General features: G+C 66.0%; 18 protein-coding genes. 7 read left to right on the top strand and 11 right to left on the bottom strand.

The features are described 5' to 3' along the window. Window positions 1-131: 131 nt before the first annotated feature. The gene (locus NP3_RS23065) at window positions 132-1,622 is read right to left on the bottom strand and encodes a flavin-containing monooxygenase (RefSeq protein ID WP_063043673.1); all 1,491 of its coding nucleotides are present in this window, start codon (window positions 1,620-1,622) and stop codon (window positions 132-134) included. Window positions 1,623-1,719: 97 nt separating this feature from the next. Between NP3_RS23065 and NP3_RS23060 the strand changes: the two genes are divergently transcribed. Both NP3_RS23060 and NP3_RS51160 read left to right on the top strand, forming a co-directional pair. After that, on the top strand, window positions 1,720-2,370 hold the full coding sequence (locus tag NP3_RS23060; protein ID WP_245721073.1) for a TetR/AcrR family transcriptional regulator: 651 nt from the start codon (window positions 1,720-1,722) through the stop codon (window positions 2,368-2,370). A gap of 149 nt (window positions 2,371-2,519) precedes the next feature. Beyond that, the gene (locus tag NP3_RS51160; RefSeq protein WP_063043672.1) at window positions 2,520-3,092 is read left to right on the top strand and encodes a DivIVA domain-containing protein; all 573 of its coding nucleotides are present in this window, start codon (window positions 2,520-2,522) and stop codon (window positions 3,090-3,092) included. 7 nt (window positions 3,093-3,099) lie between these two features. On the opposite strand, the gene ruvB is transcribed toward NP3_RS51160, so the two are convergent. The 4 genes from ruvB to NP3_RS23035 form a co-directional block, all read right to left on the bottom strand. After that, entirely contained in the window at window positions 3,100-4,185 is a 1,086-nt protein-coding gene (gene ruvB, locus NP3_RS23050; RefSeq protein ID WP_063043671.1) for a Holliday junction branch migration DNA helicase RuvB, read from the bottom strand. A 6-nt stretch (window positions 4,186-4,191) separates the two neighbouring features. Next, window positions 4,192-4,797 (bottom strand): Holliday junction branch migration protein RuvA, encoded by a 606-nt coding sequence (gene ruvA / locus NP3_RS23045; RefSeq protein ID WP_063043670.1) that lies wholly within the window; start codon window positions 4,795-4,797, stop codon window positions 4,192-4,194. Next, window positions 4,794-5,363, bottom strand: coding sequence for a crossover junction endodeoxyribonuclease RuvC (gene ruvC, locus NP3_RS23040; RefSeq protein ID WP_063043669.1), 570 nt, complete (start codon window positions 5,361-5,363; stop codon window positions 4,794-4,796). Before ruvC ends, ruvA begins: the two co-directional genes overlap by 4 nt. 95 nt (window positions 5,364-5,458) lie before the next feature. Continuing rightward, window positions 5,459-5,944, bottom strand: a complete 486-nt coding sequence (locus NP3_RS23035; protein WP_063043668.1) for an MmpS family transport accessory protein — start codon at window positions 5,942-5,944, stop codon at window positions 5,459-5,461. 177 nt (window positions 5,945-6,121) lie between these two features. Here NP3_RS23035 and NP3_RS23030 point away from each other — a divergent pair, with 177 nt between their 5' ends. Beyond that, window positions 6,122-7,591, top strand: coding sequence for an alpha/beta hydrolase (locus NP3_RS23030; protein ID WP_157124471.1), 1,470 nt, complete (start codon window positions 6,122-6,124; stop codon window positions 7,589-7,591). 33 nt (window positions 7,592-7,624) lie between these two features. Here NP3_RS23030 and NP3_RS23025 read toward each other — a convergent pair whose 3' ends face one another. Next, entirely contained in the window at window positions 7,625-8,620 is a 996-nt protein-coding gene (locus NP3_RS23025; protein ID WP_063043667.1) for a GlxA family transcriptional regulator, read from the bottom strand. A 70-nt stretch (window positions 8,621-8,690) separates the two neighbouring features. Between NP3_RS23025 and NP3_RS23020 the strand changes: the two genes are divergently transcribed. Together NP3_RS23020 and NP3_RS23015 are read left to right on the top strand one after the other, a co-directional pair. Continuing rightward, entirely contained in the window at window positions 8,691-9,638 is a 948-nt protein-coding gene (locus NP3_RS23020; protein WP_063043697.1) for an NADP-dependent oxidoreductase, read from the top strand. Between the two features lie 558 nt (window positions 9,639-10,196). Further along, window positions 10,197-10,403, top strand: a complete 207-nt coding sequence (locus NP3_RS23015; RefSeq protein WP_040692396.1) for a DUF5988 family protein — start codon at window positions 10,197-10,199, stop codon at window positions 10,401-10,403. A 293-nt stretch (window positions 10,404-10,696) separates the two neighbouring features. Here NP3_RS23015 and NP3_RS23010 read toward each other — a convergent pair whose 3' ends face one another. Together NP3_RS23010 and pdxT are read right to left on the bottom strand one after the other, a co-directional pair. After that, a complete protein-coding gene (locus NP3_RS23010) occupies window positions 10,697-11,452 on the bottom strand; it encodes a YebC/PmpR family DNA-binding transcriptional regulator (RefSeq protein ID WP_063043666.1) in 756 nt (251 codons plus the stop codon). A gap of 113 nt (window positions 11,453-11,565) precedes the next feature. Beyond that, complete coding sequence (pdxT, locus tag NP3_RS23005) at window positions 11,566-12,216, bottom strand: pyridoxal 5'-phosphate synthase glutaminase subunit PdxT (RefSeq protein ID WP_063043665.1); 651 nt, start codon at window positions 12,214-12,216, stop codon at window positions 11,566-11,568. 209 nt (window positions 12,217-12,425) lie between these two features. On the opposite strand from pdxT, the gene NP3_RS23000 reads away from it, so the two are divergent. Next, window positions 12,426-14,117: an APC family permease gene (locus NP3_RS23000; protein WP_157124474.1), complete on the top strand. Its 1,692-nt coding sequence runs from the start codon at window positions 12,426-12,428 to the stop codon at window positions 14,115-14,117. Between the two features lie 33 nt (window positions 14,118-14,150). Here the strand turns inward: NP3_RS23000 and NP3_RS22995 are convergent, their stop codons facing one another. Continuing rightward, window positions 14,151-14,972, bottom strand: coding sequence for an acyl-CoA thioesterase (locus NP3_RS22995; RefSeq protein ID WP_063043664.1), 822 nt, complete (start codon window positions 14,970-14,972; stop codon window positions 14,151-14,153). 110 nt (window positions 14,973-15,082) lie between these two features. Between NP3_RS22995 and NP3_RS22990 the strand changes: the two genes are divergently transcribed. After that, window positions 15,083-15,709 (top strand): nucleoside/nucleotide kinase family protein, encoded by a 627-nt coding sequence (locus tag NP3_RS22990; protein WP_063043663.1) that lies wholly within the window; start codon window positions 15,083-15,085, stop codon window positions 15,707-15,709. A 309-nt stretch (window positions 15,710-16,018) separates the two neighbouring features. Here NP3_RS22990 and NP3_RS22985 read toward each other — a convergent pair whose 3' ends face one another. Continuing rightward, entirely contained in the window at window positions 16,019-16,513 is a 495-nt protein-coding gene (locus NP3_RS22985) for a WKL family lipoprotein (protein ID WP_063824868.1), read from the bottom strand. 240 nt (window positions 16,514-16,753) lie between these two features. Then, window positions 16,754-17,656 carry a pyridoxal 5'-phosphate synthase lyase subunit PdxS gene (gene pdxS / locus NP3_RS22980; RefSeq protein ID WP_040692437.1) on the bottom strand — a complete coding sequence of 301 codons (903 nt, stop codon included), beginning with the start codon at window positions 17,654-17,656 and terminating at the stop codon, window positions 16,754-16,756. Window positions 17,657-17,807: the final 151 nt, after the last annotated feature.

Below are 17,807 nucleotides of genomic sequence, written 5' to 3'. Positions count from 1 at the left end.
AGTCTGCCAGCTCATGTCGTCACCACCACACCGGCACACCCTCGAGTCCCGGAATCCGGAGCCGGAGCCGCTCCGGGACAGCACGAGCCCCGCGACCGAGCGATGGTCGCGGGGCTGCGCAGCGGGGCGTTCTAGGCGGTCTTGCCGTAGGTGTAGTCGTCGAGTGGGAAGCTGACCGCCTCGCGGTGGGCATTGACGGTGCTGGTCGGACGCAGTAGCGCGGCTTCGCCGTGCTGGTTGAAGTAGTAGCTGCGCGCGGTCGTGCAGTCGCCGCCGTAGAACACCGAGGAACCCAGCTTCTCGGTGACACGGTCCAGGAACCGGGTGTTGGCCTGCTCGGTCACCTCGAAGGTGGTTTCGCCGCGCCGGAACATCTCACCGAGCAACCGGCCCATGTGCTTCATCTGGGCCTCGATGGTGGTGAAGTAGGACAGGCCGCTGTAGGAGTACGGGCTGTTGAGACTGAGGAAGTTCGGGAACTTCGGCACGGTGATGCCCTCGTAGGCCTGGAAACGGTTGTCGCGCCAGAACTTTCCGAGGTCGACGCCGTCGCGGCCGATGATCTCGATGGCCGGGAAATTCACGTCCCACAGGTTGAAGCCGGTAGCCAGGATCAGGGTGTCGATCTCGGTCTTGTGTCCGTCAGCGGTGACGATGCCATCGGCCTCGATGTGATCGATCGAATTGGTCTCCAACCGGACATTGGGCTGGTTGAACGTCTTGAAGTACTGGTTGGAGAAGGTGGGGCGCTTGCAGCCGAAGTCGTAGTGCGGGGTGAGCTGCTTGCGAATCTCCTTGTCGCGCACCTGGGCCCGCAGATGCGCCTTGGCGAGTACGCCCGCGGCCATATTCAGGGGCTTGGCCTGCTTGAAGTGCAGTACGCCGACCACCATGAGCGCCTCGAGCATGCTGGTGTTGACCAGCCGGGCGGCCTTCTGCGTGGCGGGCACGCGCGCGAACAGCTTCTGCACCGGCGCGGGAATCGCGCTGTCGATCTTCGGCACGACCCAGATCGGGGTGCGCTGGAACACGGTGAGTTCCTCGGTCTTCTTCGCGGCCTCGGGAATCAGCTGCACCGCGGTGGCGCCGGTACCGATGATGGCGGCCTTGCGACCCGAGAGGTCGAAATCGTCTTCCCACGCGGTGGTGTGGATGATCTTGCCCGTGAAGGAATCGATGCCGGGAAACGGCGGCGTGTAGGGCTGGGACAGGAAGCCGGTGGCGGTGAGAAGGTAACGGCCGGTGACGGTTTCACCGCCCGCGATGGAGACGGCCCAGTGCTGGTGCTCCTCGTCCCACCGCGCGCCGTCCACCACGGTGCCGAAACGCATCCGGCGGCGCAGGCCGTACTTGTCGGCGACGTGGGCGGCGTACTTCTTGAGCTCCTTGCCTGGCGCGAACAGGCGCGTCCAATACGGGTTGGGCTCGAAGGAATACGAGTAGGTCACCGAGGCGATATCGACCGCGAGACCCGGGTAGTGATTGACATGCCAGGTGCCGCCGAGGTCGTCCTCCCGCTCCAGAATGACGAAATTGCTCAGACCCAGCCGGTCGAGCTCGATACCCGCTCCCATGCCGCCGAATCCCGCACCGATCACGACCGCGTCGTAGTGAGGCGCCACGTCGAACCTCCTGCTTGAACATTCCATCGGGAATGTAGGAACCACTCCTCACGGAATGACACATCATTCCGTTTGTGAACACCGTATCATCGGACAGGTGACGAAGCCATCCACGCGTGCGCCCCGCCCAGCGGCCGGAAATGCGATCCAGCGACGCAAGGCCGAACTACGGCAGGAAATCATCGACACCGCCTTCGTCTGCTTCGCCGAGAAGGGCTATCACGCCACCGGCATCGCCGACATCGCCAATGAATTGGGCATCGGCCACGGCACCTTTTACCGGTACTTCAGCAATAAGCGCGAGATCATCGACGTGGTCATCGACGATCTGGCCGCCCGGATCATCGAGGCGCTCGGGACCGACAACGCGCCCGACGCCGCCACCTCCCTTGACGAATATCGCGCCCAGATCGACCGCATCGGCGCCGCGCTCACCCGGATCCTCGTGGACGACCGCCGCGTCGCCCAACTGCTGCTGTTCCATGCCACCGGCATCGATGACGAACTCACCGCCCGGCTCTACGGTCTGCTCGATATGGCCGACGCGCTCACCGCGGGCTATCTGTCGCACGGTGTCGAACTCGGTTATCTGCGTGCGGATCTCGACACCAAGTACACCGCCAAGGCGGTCACCGGCATGCTGCTCGCGGGCATCGTGCACGGGCTGCGCAATCCGGACGAGGCCGCGGTGCAGGAGTTGAACGAGGCGATCCGGCGGCTGCTGATCGACGGCGTGCGCAAGGACTGAAAACCGGCAAATCTCCAGCGGTTACGTGAGCCGATTCCGGCTAGGGTGGACCCGGATCGACCGGCCGACGGGGGCAACACGTGTTCGGCAGAGACCGCCTAGTTCGAAAAAACCGCATTCGACGCGAGCAGGGCAGCGACCCTGGAACAATGTCGCGGGTGACCCCCGACGACGTGAGCCGAATCCACTTCGCCATGCCACCTTTGGGGCACCGCGGCTACCACGCCGATGAGGTCGACGCGTTCCTGGAGCTGATCTCGGCGACATTGGCCGGTCAGGGTGTGCTGACCGCCGACGACATCCGGCATGTCGCCTTCGACGCCCCACGCTTCGGTGGCCGCGGCTATCAGGCCGATCAGGTCGACGAATTCCTGGACCGGGTCCGCGTGGAACTGGAATTCCGGCAGCGCGGTTCCCGACCGGTCCCCGCCGGTGGCAATGGTTCCGGGCTCGCCGCATTGCTCACCCCCGACGATGTGCACCGCATGCAGTTCACTCAGGCTGCTGTCGGCCGCCGCGGCTACGACACCGAGGAAGTCGACGCCTTCCTCGACCTGGTCGCGGCCACCCTCGCCCACGGCGCTCCCGGCAGCCTGACCGTCACCGACGTCCGCGCCGTCCGCTTCACCGAGGCACGCCTCGGCACCCGCGGCTACAGCCGCGACGAGGTCGACGCCTTCCTGGATCTGGTCGTCACCGCCCTCGAACACAACCACCGCTAGACCACGGTCAGTCGAAGAGGTCGAGGGTGGGATGGGGTTCGCGACCGCGGACTTCGATGGAGCCGAAGACGAGATCGGGCGGCGGCACGAGGCCGAGATGTTCCCAGGCGGCGGCGGTGGCGACGCGGCCGCGTGGGGTGCGGGCCACCATGCCCGCCCGGACGAGGAACGGCTCGCAGACCTCTTCGACGGTCGCGGCCTCCTCCCCCACGGCGACCGCGAGGGTCGAAACACCAACGGGGCCACCGCCGAAGCTGCGGACCAGCGCGCCGAGGACGGCGCGGTCGAGGCGGTCCAGGCCGAGGACGTCCACGTCGTAGACCTCGAGTGCGGCCTGCGCGATGGGACGGGTGATCACGCCGTCGGCGCGAACCTCGGCATAGTCGCGGACGCGGCGCAGCAGGCGGTTGGCGATGCGGGGGGTGCCGCGGGAGCGGCCCGCGATTTCGGCGGCGGCATCGCGGTCGATGGTGACACCGAGAATATGGGCCGAGCGCTGCAGAATGCGCAAGAGTTCTTCGGGATCGTAGAAATCCATATGGCCGGTGAAGCCGAAGCGGTCGCGCAGCGGACCGGTGAGCGCACCGGAGCGAGTGGTCGCGCCGACCAAGGTGAACGGTGCGATATCCAGCGGAATCGACGTTGCCCCAGGACCTTTCCCGACGACCACGTCGACGCGGAAATCCTCCATGGCGAGGTAGAGCATCTCCTCGGCGGGCCGGGCGATCCGGTGGATCTCATCGATGAACAGCACATCGCCCTCGACCAGATTGCTCAGCATCGCGGCGAGATCGCCCGCGCGTTCCAGCGCCGGGCCGGAGGTAATGCGCAATGCCGTACCGAGTTCGGCAGCGATGATCATCGCCATACTGGTCTTGCCGAGGCCGGGTGGACCGGACAGCAGCACATGGTCGGGGGTGCCGCCGCGCTGTTTGGCGCCGCGCAGTACGAGCGCGAGTTGTTCACGGACGCGCGGCTGGCCGATGAAATCGTCCAGGGACTTCGGGCGCAGGCTGGCCTCGATATCACCATCGGACTTCAGATAGCTTGCGCTGACCTGGGATTCGGCGTCCGGTTCGGGATCGTGATCCATGACGTCTTACCGATTCTTCCCCAGCGAGCCGAGCGCTGCCCGCAGCGCCTTCGACGTATCGGCACCGGGATTTTCGGCGAGTACCGCATCGACCGCGGGTTCGGCCTGTTTGACCGGGAATCCGAGTCCGACCAGCGCCTCGACAACCTGCTCGCGCACCGGAGTGAGCACCGGCGTCGGCGTACTGCCGGGCGGACCCGCCTGCACCGGAACAAGATTCACCTTGTCACGCAACTCGACAACCATGCGCTCGGCCCCACGCTTGCCGATGCCGGGCACCCGGGTCAGCGCCGCGACATTGCTCTCCGCCAGCGCCTTGCGCAGCGCCTCCGGCTCGAGCACCGCCAGCACCGCCATGGCCAGCCGGGGTCCGACTCCGGAGACGGTCTGCAAAAGGCCGAACAGGTCACGAGATTCGGTATCGGCGAAGCCGAACAGCGTCATCGAATCCTCGCGCACGATCATCGCCGTGAACAGCCGGGATTCCTCGCCGCGGGTCAGGGTGGACAGCGTCGCCGGGGTGACATTGAGCCGGTAGCCCACGCCCGCCGCCTCGATCACCACATGATCGAGCGCGATCTCGAGCACCTCACCGCGTACCGACGCGATCACCCGCGCACCACCTTCCGTTGTTCGGCAAGCCGCTTTGTATACCGCCGTTGTGCCTCGGCCGCGCGTGCCTCCGCCTCCGCCATCCGCGCCATCAGCGGTGCCCGCCAACAATGACAGATCGCCAGGGCCAGCGCATCGGCCGCATCCGCCGGTTTCGGCGCGACATGGAGGCCGAGGATACGCGTCACCATCGCGGTCACCTGCGCCTTGTCCGCGGTGCCATTGCCGGTGACAGCGGCCTTCACCTCACTCGGGGTGTGGAAGGCCACGGGTATCCCCCGGCGCGCGGCGGCCAGTGCGATCACGCCGCCAGCCTGGGCGGTGCCCATCGCGGTGCGCACGTTGTGCTGCGCGAACACCCGCTCGATCGCGACCGCGTCGGGTTTGTGCGTATCCATCCAGTGTTCGGCGACGTCGGCGACGCCCATCAGCCGGTGTGCCAGGTCCATATCCGCGGGGGTGCGCACCACGTCGACGTCGAGCGCTGTCACCTTCCGCCCCAGCCCGCCCTCGACGATGCTGAGGCCGCACCGGGTGAGTCCCGGGTCGACGCCCATCACCCGCACACGATCCCCTCTCGAAGGCACGAACAACTGTTCGAGAGTCTAGTGGACGGCGCGGGCGGCCTTCACCAACGACACGGCGCCCGTCCGGGATTCGGCTAGTTGAAGGAGTGGTAGCAGCTCACATACGCGTAGGTGCCGGAGTCCGAATCCTCGACGACCACCTTGCCGTCCTGCAGGATTCGGCAGGTCACCGTGCCGCCGCTGGATCCGCTGACAGTCGCCGACACCCGGCCCGTGCGGACATATCCGGTCACGGTCACGGCCTTGGTCCACGGCAGCGGTGCATCGTTGGCATCGGCGGTATCGAAATCGCCACTGTTGTAGGAGATATCGGCGGTGCCGGAGCCCGAGACTTCGTAGGTGATCGAGGTTTCCTTCTTCGATTCCTTGTCGAGCCGGTAGGCGATTGATCCGAAGACCGCGACGCAGCCGCCGACGGTGAGCACGATCGCCAGGAAGACGCCGCCGAGCACCCACGGCCACACCGGCTTGCCCTTGGGCGGCTGCGGCGGATATCCCGGGTAGCCCGGATACCCCTGCCCCGGATAACCCGGGTACTGCGGCGGTGGTTGATAAGTCATGTGCACCCCTCCTGAATCCTGCACGACCAGCTACTGGACTCTACCGGACAAGAGGTTCGGAGCCCGGGTTCACCGATGTAGTTATCGACATGCGATCGACCGGCGTTTCAGGGTCGCCCAGGTTCATCGGAGCGAATTCACAGGCTTTCTCGAGGAACGGTCTCGACAATGCCGTAGGTGCCCGTAGTCCGTGCCCCGCTCGCCGCACCCGCGACCCCCGTGACACCGCCGCCACCACCGCGGCTGCCTTCGGCGAATCTGAATCCGAACTATCAGAACGGCTTTCATCACGGCATATCGCTGCTGCACGGCTGGCTGCCGGTGACCGTCGAACTGGTCGCGGTGGCCGCGTTGATCCTGGCGATCGGCTGGCGGACCCGGCGCTGGCGGCTGGTGCTGCTGCCGGTCTGCGTGGTCCTCGGTGCGGCGGGCGCGGTGGCCGCGTGGGCGTATGTGAACGATCAGGGGCTGGCCTCGGATCCGGCGCCGGTCGAGTTGTGGGCCTGTGTCGGCGTCGCGGTCGCGGCGATCGCGGTCGCCGCGCTCGGTTGGCGCAGTGCCAGGTGGTGGCGGCGTGGTGTCTCGGTGCTCGCGATACCGCTGGCTCTGTTGAGCACCGGCATCGTGCTCAATCAATGGGTGGGCTACTACCCCACCGTGCAGTCCGCGTGGAGTGCGCTCACCGCGGGTCCGCTGCCGAATCAGACCGATATCGATGCGCTGCCCGGACTGCGCAATACCGATGTCAGCACCGGCAAGATCGTGCCGGTGCAGATTCCGGACGCGGGCAGCGGTTTTCCGCATCGAACCGAATACGTGTACTTGCCACCGGCCTGGTTCGCCGGTCCGACGCCGCCGACACTGCCGGTCGTCATGATGATCGGCGGCGAATTCAATACGCCCGCCGACTGGATCCGCAGCGGTCAGATCATGCCGGAGGTGGACAAGTTCACCGCCGCCAACGGCGGCCGCGCCCCTATCCTCGTCTTCGTCGATTCCAGCGGCAGTTTCAACAATGACACCGAATGTGTGAACGGTCCGCGCGGCGATGCCGCCGACCATCTGACCCGAGATGTGCCCAGCTATCTGGAATCTCGCTTCGGCGCCTCGGCGGATCCGTCGAACTGGGCGGTTGTCGGCTGGTCTATGGGCGGCACCTGCGCGGTCGATCTGGCGGTCATGCACCCGGAATTGGTGCACACCTTCGTCGATATCGCGGGCGATCTCGGCCCGGCCTCGGGCAACAAGGAACAAACGATCCGAAGGCTTTTCGGCGGCGACGCAGACCGCTGGGCCGCATTCGATCCGCTCACCGTTATGGCCGAGCACGGTCCCTATACGGGCATGGCGGGTCTGTTCGACGATCTCACCCCACCCAAATCCGGCCCGGGATCCCGTGGTGCGCGCCAGCAATCCGCAGCCGCCGACGACGACAACGTGGGCATGGGCGGTCATGACGGAGTCTTCGACACCGGTGAGGTCGGCGCCGCCGAAAAGCTGTGCGACGCAGGCCACGAGGTCGGCATCGATTGCACCATTCACACCACCCAGGGTGGCCACACCTGGCAGTTCGCCTCGGCCGCGTTCGCCTCGTCGTTCCCCTGGATCGTCGCTCGCGTCGGTCTCCCGGTGCCCGACGCGACCTGAAACCGATTGCGCGGTCGATGAATCGAGCCGCGCTCAGCCCAGAGCTTCGACCGGGACGACCGACTCGGCGCGGAAGGTCCGGCGATAGGCCAGCGGTGATACGCCGATGGAATCGTGCAGGTGCTGGCGTAGTGAGCTGCCGGTGGCGAAGCCGACCTCGCCCGCGATGCGGTCCACGGTCATATCGGTCGATTCGAGGAGCTGGCGGGCGCGGAAGACGCGCTGCTGGATGAGCCAGCGGCCCGGGCTCATGCCGACCTCGTCACGGAAGCGACGGGCGAAGGTGCGCTTGCTCATTCGGGCCTGAACGGCGAGATCGTCCATGGTCAACGGCAATCGGAGATTCTCGAGGGCCCAGTGCCTGGCGGCGGCGGTGCCCGTCGAGGTCGACGGCGGCACCGGCTGTTCGATGTATTGGGCCTGGCCGCCCTCACGCCACGGCGGCACGACGCAGCGGCGCGCCACCGTATTCGCGACCGCACTGCCGTGGTCGCGGCGCACCAGATGCAGACAGAGATCTATGCCTGCCGCCGCGCCCGCCGAGGTGAGCACGTCATCGTCGTCGACGTAGAGGACATCGGTATTCAGCAGCACTCGCGGAAAGGTGCGCCGGAACAGTTCGGCCACATTCCAGTGTGTCGTCGCCGGACGACCGTCGAGCAGTCCGGCGGCGGCAGTCACGAATGCGCCGGTACATATCGAAACGATGCGGGTGCCCGGCCGGATGCGCGCGAATGCCGCGGCCACCGCGGGCGGCAGCGTGCCATCGAGCGTCATATCAATATCGCAGGCCGGTATGACCACGGTGTCGGCGGTCGCCAGCGCCCGGCTGTCCTGCTGGACGGCAATGGCGAAATCGGCTCGGCTCGCTACCGGTGCGCCATCGATCGAGCAAGTGCTCACCTCGTACAGATCCGCGGCGGTGCCGAAAACGCGGTTCGGAATGCCGAGTTCGAACGGATACACCCCGTCCAAGGCGAGCACGACCACCCGATGTCGCGCCGAGTGCCGATCCGAGGTATCGACCATGGCACGATCATATCGAATATTGGCAATCGCGCCATTTCCCCGCGTCACCGCCGACAGCAGGCTGAACGACATGAACGACACCACTATGCGCGCGATCAGCCAAGACCTGATCGGCGGACCCGAGGTCCTGACCGAAGTCGAACTGCCCGTCCCGACACCCGGCCCCGGCGAAATCCTGGTCCGGGTGCGGGCAGCCGGTCTCAACCCGACCGATTGGCGGCATCGCGGCGCCTCCGGACTTTTCCTCGGCGAACCGCCGTTCGTGCTGGGTTGGGACGTATCGGGCGAAGTGGTGGCCACGGGTATCGGCGTCACCCTGTTCGAGCCGGGCGACGCGGTCTTCGGCATGCTCCCCTACCCCTACGGACACGGCGCATTCGCCGAATACGTCGTGGGCCCCGCCCGCGCCTTCGCCCCGAAACCGGTCAACCTGGACCACATTCAGGCCGCGGCCATCCCACTGGCCGCCCTCACCGCCTGGCAGGCCCTCGTCGACACCGCGAAACTACAAGCCGGACAACGCATCCTGATCCATGCGGCAGCAGGTGGCGTCGGACACTTCGCCGTTCAGATCGCCAAGGCGCGCGGCGCGCAGGTCATCGGCACCGCCAGCGCGGCCAACCACGAATTCCTGCGCGAAATCGGCGCGGACGAGACGATCGATTACCGCACAACCGATTTCGCCGAGGCGGTCGGAGATGTCGATGTCGTGCTGGACTCGATCGATAACGAGAACAGCCTGCGCTCCCTGCGCACACTCCGCCCCGGCGGCCTACTGGTCTCACTGCGCGGCGGGACAGACGAATTGGCCACCGCGGCACAGGATTTGGGAGTCCGGGCGGTGCGCATGCTGGTGCAGGACGATCACGCCGGAATGATCGCGCTCGCGGAACTCGCCGAATCCGGGGCGCTGCGCCCGGCAGTCGCCGGGGTCTTCCCGTTCGAAGCGGCGGCGAAGGCGCACGCACTCGGCGAAACCGGCCGCACTGTAGGCAAATTGGTACTCACGGTGCCGTGAGTCAGCGCTTCTTGCCCGTGGCTGATCAGTATGTCGGCGCCCCACCAAGTCAGGCGTCCGGCGATCGCCACGTAGAGGAAGATCGCGAAGTACACCAGGCTCGCACCGTAGTCGGCAGCCCAGCCCGGCATCCGGTTCACCGTCACGAATGCGACGATGAGCAGGATCAGTCCGGTCGCGACCGCGAGCGGGGCGAGGGTGACATTCAGGTCGGTTGGATCGCCGGGACGCTCGTCGGCAAGGGATCGACTCATGATGGCTGGTCTCTTTCCGGGCGGGACAAGTTCTCGGTGCACAGAGCCTGATCGGGCGGCCGTGACGGTGTGTCGCGGCACTTGATTCGTATATCAGCAATCGAGCCGCAATCGTTACACCGCAGATATCGACAGCTGCGACCAGTTGCTCCGAACCCAGGAAATGCGATCAGCCGACTTTGGCAACCAGTAATCGGTTGCATCGGACTTTTTCAGGGCGCGGCATCGGAATTCCCCCACGACAACCCGGAACGTTCGGCCGCGTTTGTGGCATGCATCACATCCGAGACCTACCATCCGAAGGATGAGCAATGTTGTGAAGGCTGTCCTAGAAGGTGGGCCGAAAGACTTGCCCGCTCGCATCGTCCCGATCACGCCACCCGGCGTCGAGCTCAAAGTCGAATACCGCGGCGGATACGAGCACTTCAAGGTCACCAATCGGGAAGCCGATACGCCCGAGGGGCGGCTGCGGGTCTACGAATGGTCCGATCGCACGCGAATCGCGGAATAACCAGTTCACGCCGGGTGCGAAACGCACTGGGGGCGGTCCGCATATTTGCGAACCGCCCCGAGGCGCTGGTCGATGACGAGCCGCGTCAGTCCTGTTCCAGCTGAGAGCCGACCTCATCGGAGATATCCACCATCGGATGCAGTGACGTTCTGTCCGTCATAGCAGCCGATGCGCCGGACAATCCGGGCGTCAGTCCTGTTCCAACTGGGAGCCGACCTCATCGGAGATGTCCACCATCGGATGCAGTGACGTTCTGTCCGTCATAGCAGCCGATGCGCCGGACAATCCGGGCGTCAGTCCTGTTCCAGCTGAGAGCCGACCTCATCGGAGATGTCCACGTTGGTGTAGACGTTCTGTACGTCGTCGCTGTCCTCGAGCGCGTCGACCAACTTGAACACCTTGCGCGCGCCGTCGACGTCGACGGCGACCGATACCGACGGCTGGAAGCCGGATTCGGCGGAGTCGTAATCGATTCCGGCGTCCTGCAGCGCCTTGCGCACCGGGATCAGATCCGACGGTTCGCTGATGACCTCGAACGAATCACCGAGGTCGTTGACTTCCTCGGCGCCCGCGTCGAGCACGGCGAGCAGCACATCGTCCTCGGACAGCCCGTTCTTCTCGAGGGTCACGATGCCCTTGCGGTGGAACAGGTAGGAAACCGAACCCGGGTCGGCCATATTGCCGCCGTTGCGGGTCATCGCCACGCGCACCTCGCCCGCTGCGCGGTTGCGGTTGTCGGTGAGGCATTCGATCAGCACCGCGACACCATTGGGGCCGTAGCCCTCGTACATGATGGTCTGCCAGTCGGCGCCGCCGGCCTCTTCACCGCCGCCGCGCTTGCGGGCACGCTCGATGTTGTCGTTCGGAACCGACGACTTCTTCGCCTTCTGGATGGCGTCGTACAGCGTCGGATTGCCCGCCGGGTCACTCCCACCAGTGCGGGCCGCCACCTCGATGTTCTTGATCAACTTGGCGAAGAGCTTGCCGCGCTTCGCGTCGATCCCCGCCTTCTTGTGCTTGGTGGTGGCCCATTTGGAGTGGCCGCTCATTCCCTACTTCCTCCAGTCGACAGCACGTCTGATCGTGCGCACGGTACCCGCACCGGCCGGGTAGACAACTCTCTCAGCCTACTCGTCCGGTTACGGCCAGTTCCTGTGGGCGACTACTCGGCGGCGCGAACCAGATCGACGAACATCCGATGCACCCGCAAATCGCCGGTGACCTCGGGATGGAACGACGTCGCGACCACCTTGCCCTGCCGCACCGCGACAATGCGCCCGGCGGCCGGGCCACTGGGAACAGTGGCCAGCACCTCGACGCCCGCGCCGACCCGCTCCACCCACGGCGCCCGGATGAATACCGCGCGCACCGGGCCGTCGGTCACGCCCGCGAAGTCCAGATCGGTCTCGAACGAGTCGACCTGACGACCGAAAGCATTGCGCCGCACCGTCATATCGATACCGGACAGATGCTTGGCGTCGGGGCGAGTGTCGAGCACTTCGGACGCGAGCAGGATCATTCCGGCGCAGGATCCGAAGGCGGGCATACCTTCCCGCAGCCGCGCACGTACCGGTTCGAGGAGCTCGAAGACCTCCAGCAGCTTGCTGATGGTGGTCGATTCACCGCCGGGCAGCACCAGCGCATCCACTGCGGCGAGCTCGGACGCGCGGCGCACCAGCACCGGTTGCGCACCGCATTCCGCGAGTGCCGCGACATGTTCGCGCACGTCACCCTGCAGGGCCAGCACACCGATGGTGGGCCGGTCGGGACTGCGCTGCGCGCCCGTTGCGGGCGAGGCGACCGATGCGTTCACGCCATGAGCTTACGAGGCGCCGCGCTGTGGCCCTGCTCACGGTAGCCGTCAATGTTGCGTCAAGACCGGGTTCATTCGGGCGAAAGCGGTCGACACTCACAGATGTGATTACGGTGTTGCCACGCAAGGCGCCCGCGCCGCGTGCGGTCGGCTCGACGCGCCGGGGTTTGACCGTTTCGACCGGCTTGGCGGGACTTTCCCTCGATGCCATGGCATCGGTCTCCTACGGTCCGGAAGCGATCGTGCTGGTGTTGGCCACCGCCGGTGGCGCCGGACTCGGCATGACAGTGCCGGTAACCCTTGCGATCGCCGCCCTACTCGCGGTACTGGTCGCCTCCTACCGGCAGGTGATCGCGGCCTTTCCCGACGGCGGTGGCGCGTACGCGGTGGCGAAGCGGCATCTCGGCCACCGCACCAGTCTAGTCGCCGCGGCCTCGTTGATCGTCGACTACATCCTCAATGTCGCGGTCTCGATCGCGGCCGGTGTCGCCGCCCTGACCTCGGCATTCCAGGCGCTGCACGGGTATACGGTGTGGATCTGCCTCGCGATCCTGGTCGGGGTGACCGCGCTCAATCTGCTCGGCATCCGAGAAAGTGCGCGCGCCTTCATGATTCCCACGATCGTCTTCGTCGCGGGCATCTTCGCCGTCATCGTCGGCGGCCTGATGCGCTCCGATCCGGCCGACGTCGTCACCGGGGCGGCGGCCGTCGGCGATATTCGAACAGTCGGAGTGTTATTGCTGCTCAAGGCATTTTCCAGCGGCTGCGCGGCGCTGACGGGTGTCGAGGCGATCGCGAATGCGGTGCCCAGCTTCGAGGCGCCGAGGGTCAAACGCGCGCAACGGGCGGAGGTGGCGCTCGGGGCGCTGCTCGGTGTCATGCTGATCGGGCTCGCCGTGCTCATCGAGAAGTTCTCGGTGCGGCCGATCGAGGGCACGACGGTGCTTTCTCAGCTCACCGAGGCGGCACTCGGGCACGGAATCGGTTACTACATAGTGCAATTCGCAACCGTCCTGCTGCTCGCGCTGGCCGCCAACACTTCCTATGGCGGGCTGCCGACGCTTACCCGGATCCTGGCCGACGACAATTGCCTACCGCACCGATTCGCGGTGACCTCGCCGCGTCAGGTGTACCGCTACGGCGTGCTCACCCTCGGCGTAACGGCGGGGGTGCTGTTGATCGCGGCGCGCGGCAATATGAATGCACTCGTTCCGTTGTTCGCGATCGGTGTCTTCGTCGGATTCACCATCGCTCAGGCCGGCATGGTCCGGCACTGGTGGCAGACCAAGACCGCGGGCTGGCGCTGGCGGCTCGCGCTCAACGGCTTCGGTGCGCTGCTCACCGGCGTCGCCGCGATCGTCACCACAGCGATGAAATTCATCGACGGCGCGTGGTTGATCGTGCTCGTACTGCCCGCACTGGTACTCGGTATGGAGCGAATTCGCTGCGCCTACACCAGGATCGGCGGCCGCCGCGGCAATGGCGCGATTCCGGACCAGCCGCAGGCCACCGGTACGGCGATCGTGGTGCCGATCTCCGAGGTCTCCGAACTCAGCCGCGAGGCGCTCTCGGCCGCCATGTCGATCGGAAGAGACGTTGTCGCGGTGCATGTTTGCCTACCGGGTGAATCCGTCAAAGCGTTCACCAAAGCGTGGGAGGCATGGCATCCCGAGGTCAGGCTGGTTCTGCTGGAAGACAGCGACGCAACCGTCGGCGGCCCCGTCGCGCACTATGTCCGCGAGAACTTCTCCGGACGGCGCAAGGTCGTCGTCATCGCCGAGATCGATCCGCCGATCGGCTGGGACCGGGTGCTGCCCAGTCACCGCAGTGACGAACTCGAACGCGAACTACGTCGGATGACCGACACCGTGGTATGCCACCTCCGCGTCCAGGTGGTCTGAGCCCGACGAGGCTCGAGTGGGCGTTCGGGTCGCTCACTCCCCGCGCAAAGTGCGAATCAGGCCCTCTTGCACAACCGCCGCAACCAACTCGCCTTCGCGGTTGAAAATCTTGCCGCCGGTCAGTGCACGACCGAAACCCGCAGACGGAGAGGACTGGTCGTAGAGCAGCCACTCGTCGGCACGGAACGGGCGCAGGAACCACATGGCGTGATCGAGCGAGGCGTTCTGCGTCGGCTCCTCGGGGTGGGTGACCTTCGAGGAACCGAGCAGGGTCATGTCGCTCATGTAGGCGAGGGTGCAGACGTGCACAACCGGGTCGTCGGGCAGCGGATGCCGGTAACGGAACCACACCTGCTGCGGGGAGACCACGCCGTCGCGGCGGGTCACCACATCCTGCGGCACGGTGCGGATATCCCAGTGCTCCCATTCGCGCATGGCCCACAGCCGCTCGGGGCTCATCGTGGTGCTGGCGTCGGGCAGCTCATCCGGACCCTGCACCGACGGCATCTCGTCCTGATGTTCCGGACCCGAGTCTCCGACGTGGAACGACGCCGACATGGTGAATATCGCCGCACCGTCCTGCACGCCGGTCACCCGGCGGGTGCAGAACGACCGGCCGTCGCGAATCCGCTCGACGAGGTACACGGTCCGCTCTTCTGGATTTCCCGGCCGCAGGAAGTACCCGTGCAGCGAATGCACCTGGAACCGCGGCTCCACCGTCCGCACCGCCGAAACCAGCGCCTGGCCGGCAACCTGTCCGCCGAATGTGCGCACGAGCTGGGTCTTGGTGGACGCGCCACGGAAGATGTTCTGCTCGAGCCGCTCGATCTCCAGCGCCTCTTCGATTGTCGCCATGAGGGCGAGATTATCCCGAGCGCCGCCGCGACTTCTCGGCGACCTCTGAGCAATGGCCACGTCCGCCGCCCAGAACCGGGGTCCGCGGCACAGTTTGATGGAATGGAGCGGTGCCGCGTTTCGATCCGATCACCCGGGACGGCCTCGTCGAACTCATCACCAACCGCGTCCTCGAGCTCGACGGGCGGATGCTGACCGCCGTCGACGGAGCCGACGCGGCCGAACCCGTGGCGATCGCCGACCGAGTCGCCACTGCACTGCGTGACACCGGACGCGCCGCCGAGGTCGTCGCACTGCACGATTACATCCGCCCGGCATCGCTCCGCATGGAATTCGGGCGCACCGACGAAGTGTCTTATCGCACCGCCTGGTTCGACTACGCCGCACTCGACCGTGAAGTCATCCGGGCGCTACGCCACGACGCCCGCTGGCTCCCCGCGCTCTGGGACGAGGACCGCGACCGCTCGGCCCGCTCCCCCATCCGCACCGCCGCCCCCGGCACGGTTTTGCTCGTCGCCGGTCCCATGCTGTTGGGCCGCGGTCTCGACTTCGATCTGACCGTCCACCTCGACATGTCCGAAGCTGCCCTGCACCGCCGTACGCCACCCGACGACCAATGGACCATCCCGGCCCTGCTCCGCCACGACCGCGACAATTCCAGCGCCCCAACCTTTTTCATCCGCTGGGATCACCCCGATCGTCCGGCGCTCCGCGTAGACGACACCGCTCGTCGGTAGGCTTACCCCGTCCGAAAACACCGGCCCCCTCTTTTGCAATTTTGTTGGAAGACAGACAGTTCCACGCTAGGCTGCTAAGGTGAAAAAAATATATTTGAATGCGCATATCCGCGTATCACTATGCATATGGTTGCCTAGTTAGCCACATCTACTTCTCGAGATCCGTACGGCAGCCCACACCGGACGCGAATCCCTAGGAAAGGTGCCGACTATTCGCGATGTGAGACGCAGCGAGGCGGCGAGCACAAATGCTCGCCGCCTCGAATCGCCCACTCCTCCAGCCGAACCCACCACGGCCGGGATCAGGGATTAGCCGCAGGCCGTGGACTGCTGACCGAGATTGGTCAACATAGTGCAGGCCCAACTCTTTTCGACCTTCCACTTGCCGTCCTCGGCGACGAAGGGCACATCGACGATGTTCTCCTGGCCGTTGATGGTGAACTTCGCCTTGGCATCGAGTGCGTCACCGAAGGCACTGACCTCCGTGACCTCGGACCTGGCGCCCGCTTGCTGATATGCCTGCGCCAGACGGTTCGGCAGTTCCGGATCCGCCTGCGCGCCTTGTACCAGGTCCAGCTTCTCCGAACTCGGCACCGACGGGTCCAGCGCGCGGAGCAATTGAGCGTTGAGGTCGGCGACGCTCGGGGTCGGCGGGAGGTTCGCATTCGACTTCGTGACGCTGGTCGAGGTCTTGGTCGGTGTGGTCGCGGTCTTCGAGTCGTCGCTGCCACACGCCGACAGGCTGAGGGCGGCCACGGCGGCCAGACCCGCGATCGCGACACGTCCGGTCTTACGAAGCTTCAACTGATCATCCTTTGCCATTCGGACAGGTCCGTGACCCCGACGGTGCCGCGCTAATTGCCCGCGCGGCCGCCGACGCGCACCGAATTCCGAAGCTAGCCACCAACTCTGTGGCAGGTATAAGACAACCATGAGGGCCGCGACAGCTTCTCCACCAATCGCCCAGGACGCGCAACGCCCACGGCAGTGGATCAAGCAATCCCGGTGCCGCGGGCGTCGACTCGATTCAGCGGTAGTGCCGAATCACCAACCGCGCTCGGCCAGCCGGTGATCGACCGGCAGCTCCTCGACATTGATGCCGACCATGGCCTCGCCCAGACCGCGCGAAACCTTGGCGAGCACATCCGGGTCGTCGTAGAACGTGGTCGCCTTGACGATGGCGGCGGCGCGCTCCGCCGGATTGCCGGACTTGAAGATGCCCGAACCGACGAAGACACCCTCGGCGCCGAGCTGCATCATCATCGCGGCGTCGGCGGGGGTGGCGATACCGCCCGCGGTGAACAGCACGACCGGCAGCTTGCCGGTCTGCGCGACCTCGCGCACCAGCTCGTACGGCGCCTGCAACTCCTTGGCGGCGACGAACAGCTCGTCCTCGGGCAGCGACGACAGCTTGCGAATCTCGGCGCGGATCTTGCGCATGTGGGTGGTGGCATTGGAGACGTCACCGGTGCCCGCCTCGCCCTTGGAGCGAATCATGGCCGCACCCTCGGTGATCCGGCGCAGCGCCTCGCCCAGGTTGGTGGCGCCGCACACGAACGGCACGGTGAAGTTCCACTTGTCGATGTGGTTGGCGTAGTCCGCGGGGGTCAGCACCTCGGATTCGTCGATGTAGTCGACGCCGAGGCTCTGCAGGATCTGCGCCTCCACGAAGTGGCCGATACGCGCCTTGGCCATGACCGGAATCGAGACGGCGGAGATGATGCCGTCGATCATGTCCGGATCGCTCATCCGGGAGACGCCGCCCTGTGCGCGGATATCGGCCGGAACACGCTCCAGGGCCATCACCGCGACCGCGCCGGCGTCCTCGGCGATCTTGGCCTGCTCTGGGGTGACGACATCCATGATCACCCCGCCCTTGAGCATCTCGGCCATCCCGCGCTTCACGCGGGCGGTGCCGATGGTGTTGGTGGTCTCGGGCGTGGTCACGGCAAACTCCTGAGTCATGTGCGCCAATCGGGTCGCTTGGAACTAACGCCACCGATTCTAGGCGGGCCGATCAGGCCACTTGATAGCCAGTTGCACACCACTGGCCTTGCCCCGACCAGCGGGTCCGCGTCCGGTCCGCAACCACTGGACC

The sequence above is a fragment of the Nocardia pseudovaccinii NBRC 100343 genome, assembly GCF_001613225.1.
In the GTDB taxonomy this organism is placed as follows: Bacteria; Actinomycetota; Actinomycetes; order Mycobacteriales; family Mycobacteriaceae; genus Nocardia; species Nocardia pseudovaccinii.
The sequence above is the reverse complement of the archived record's forward strand: the minus strand, read 5'-3'. Positions and strand labels throughout refer to the sequence as shown.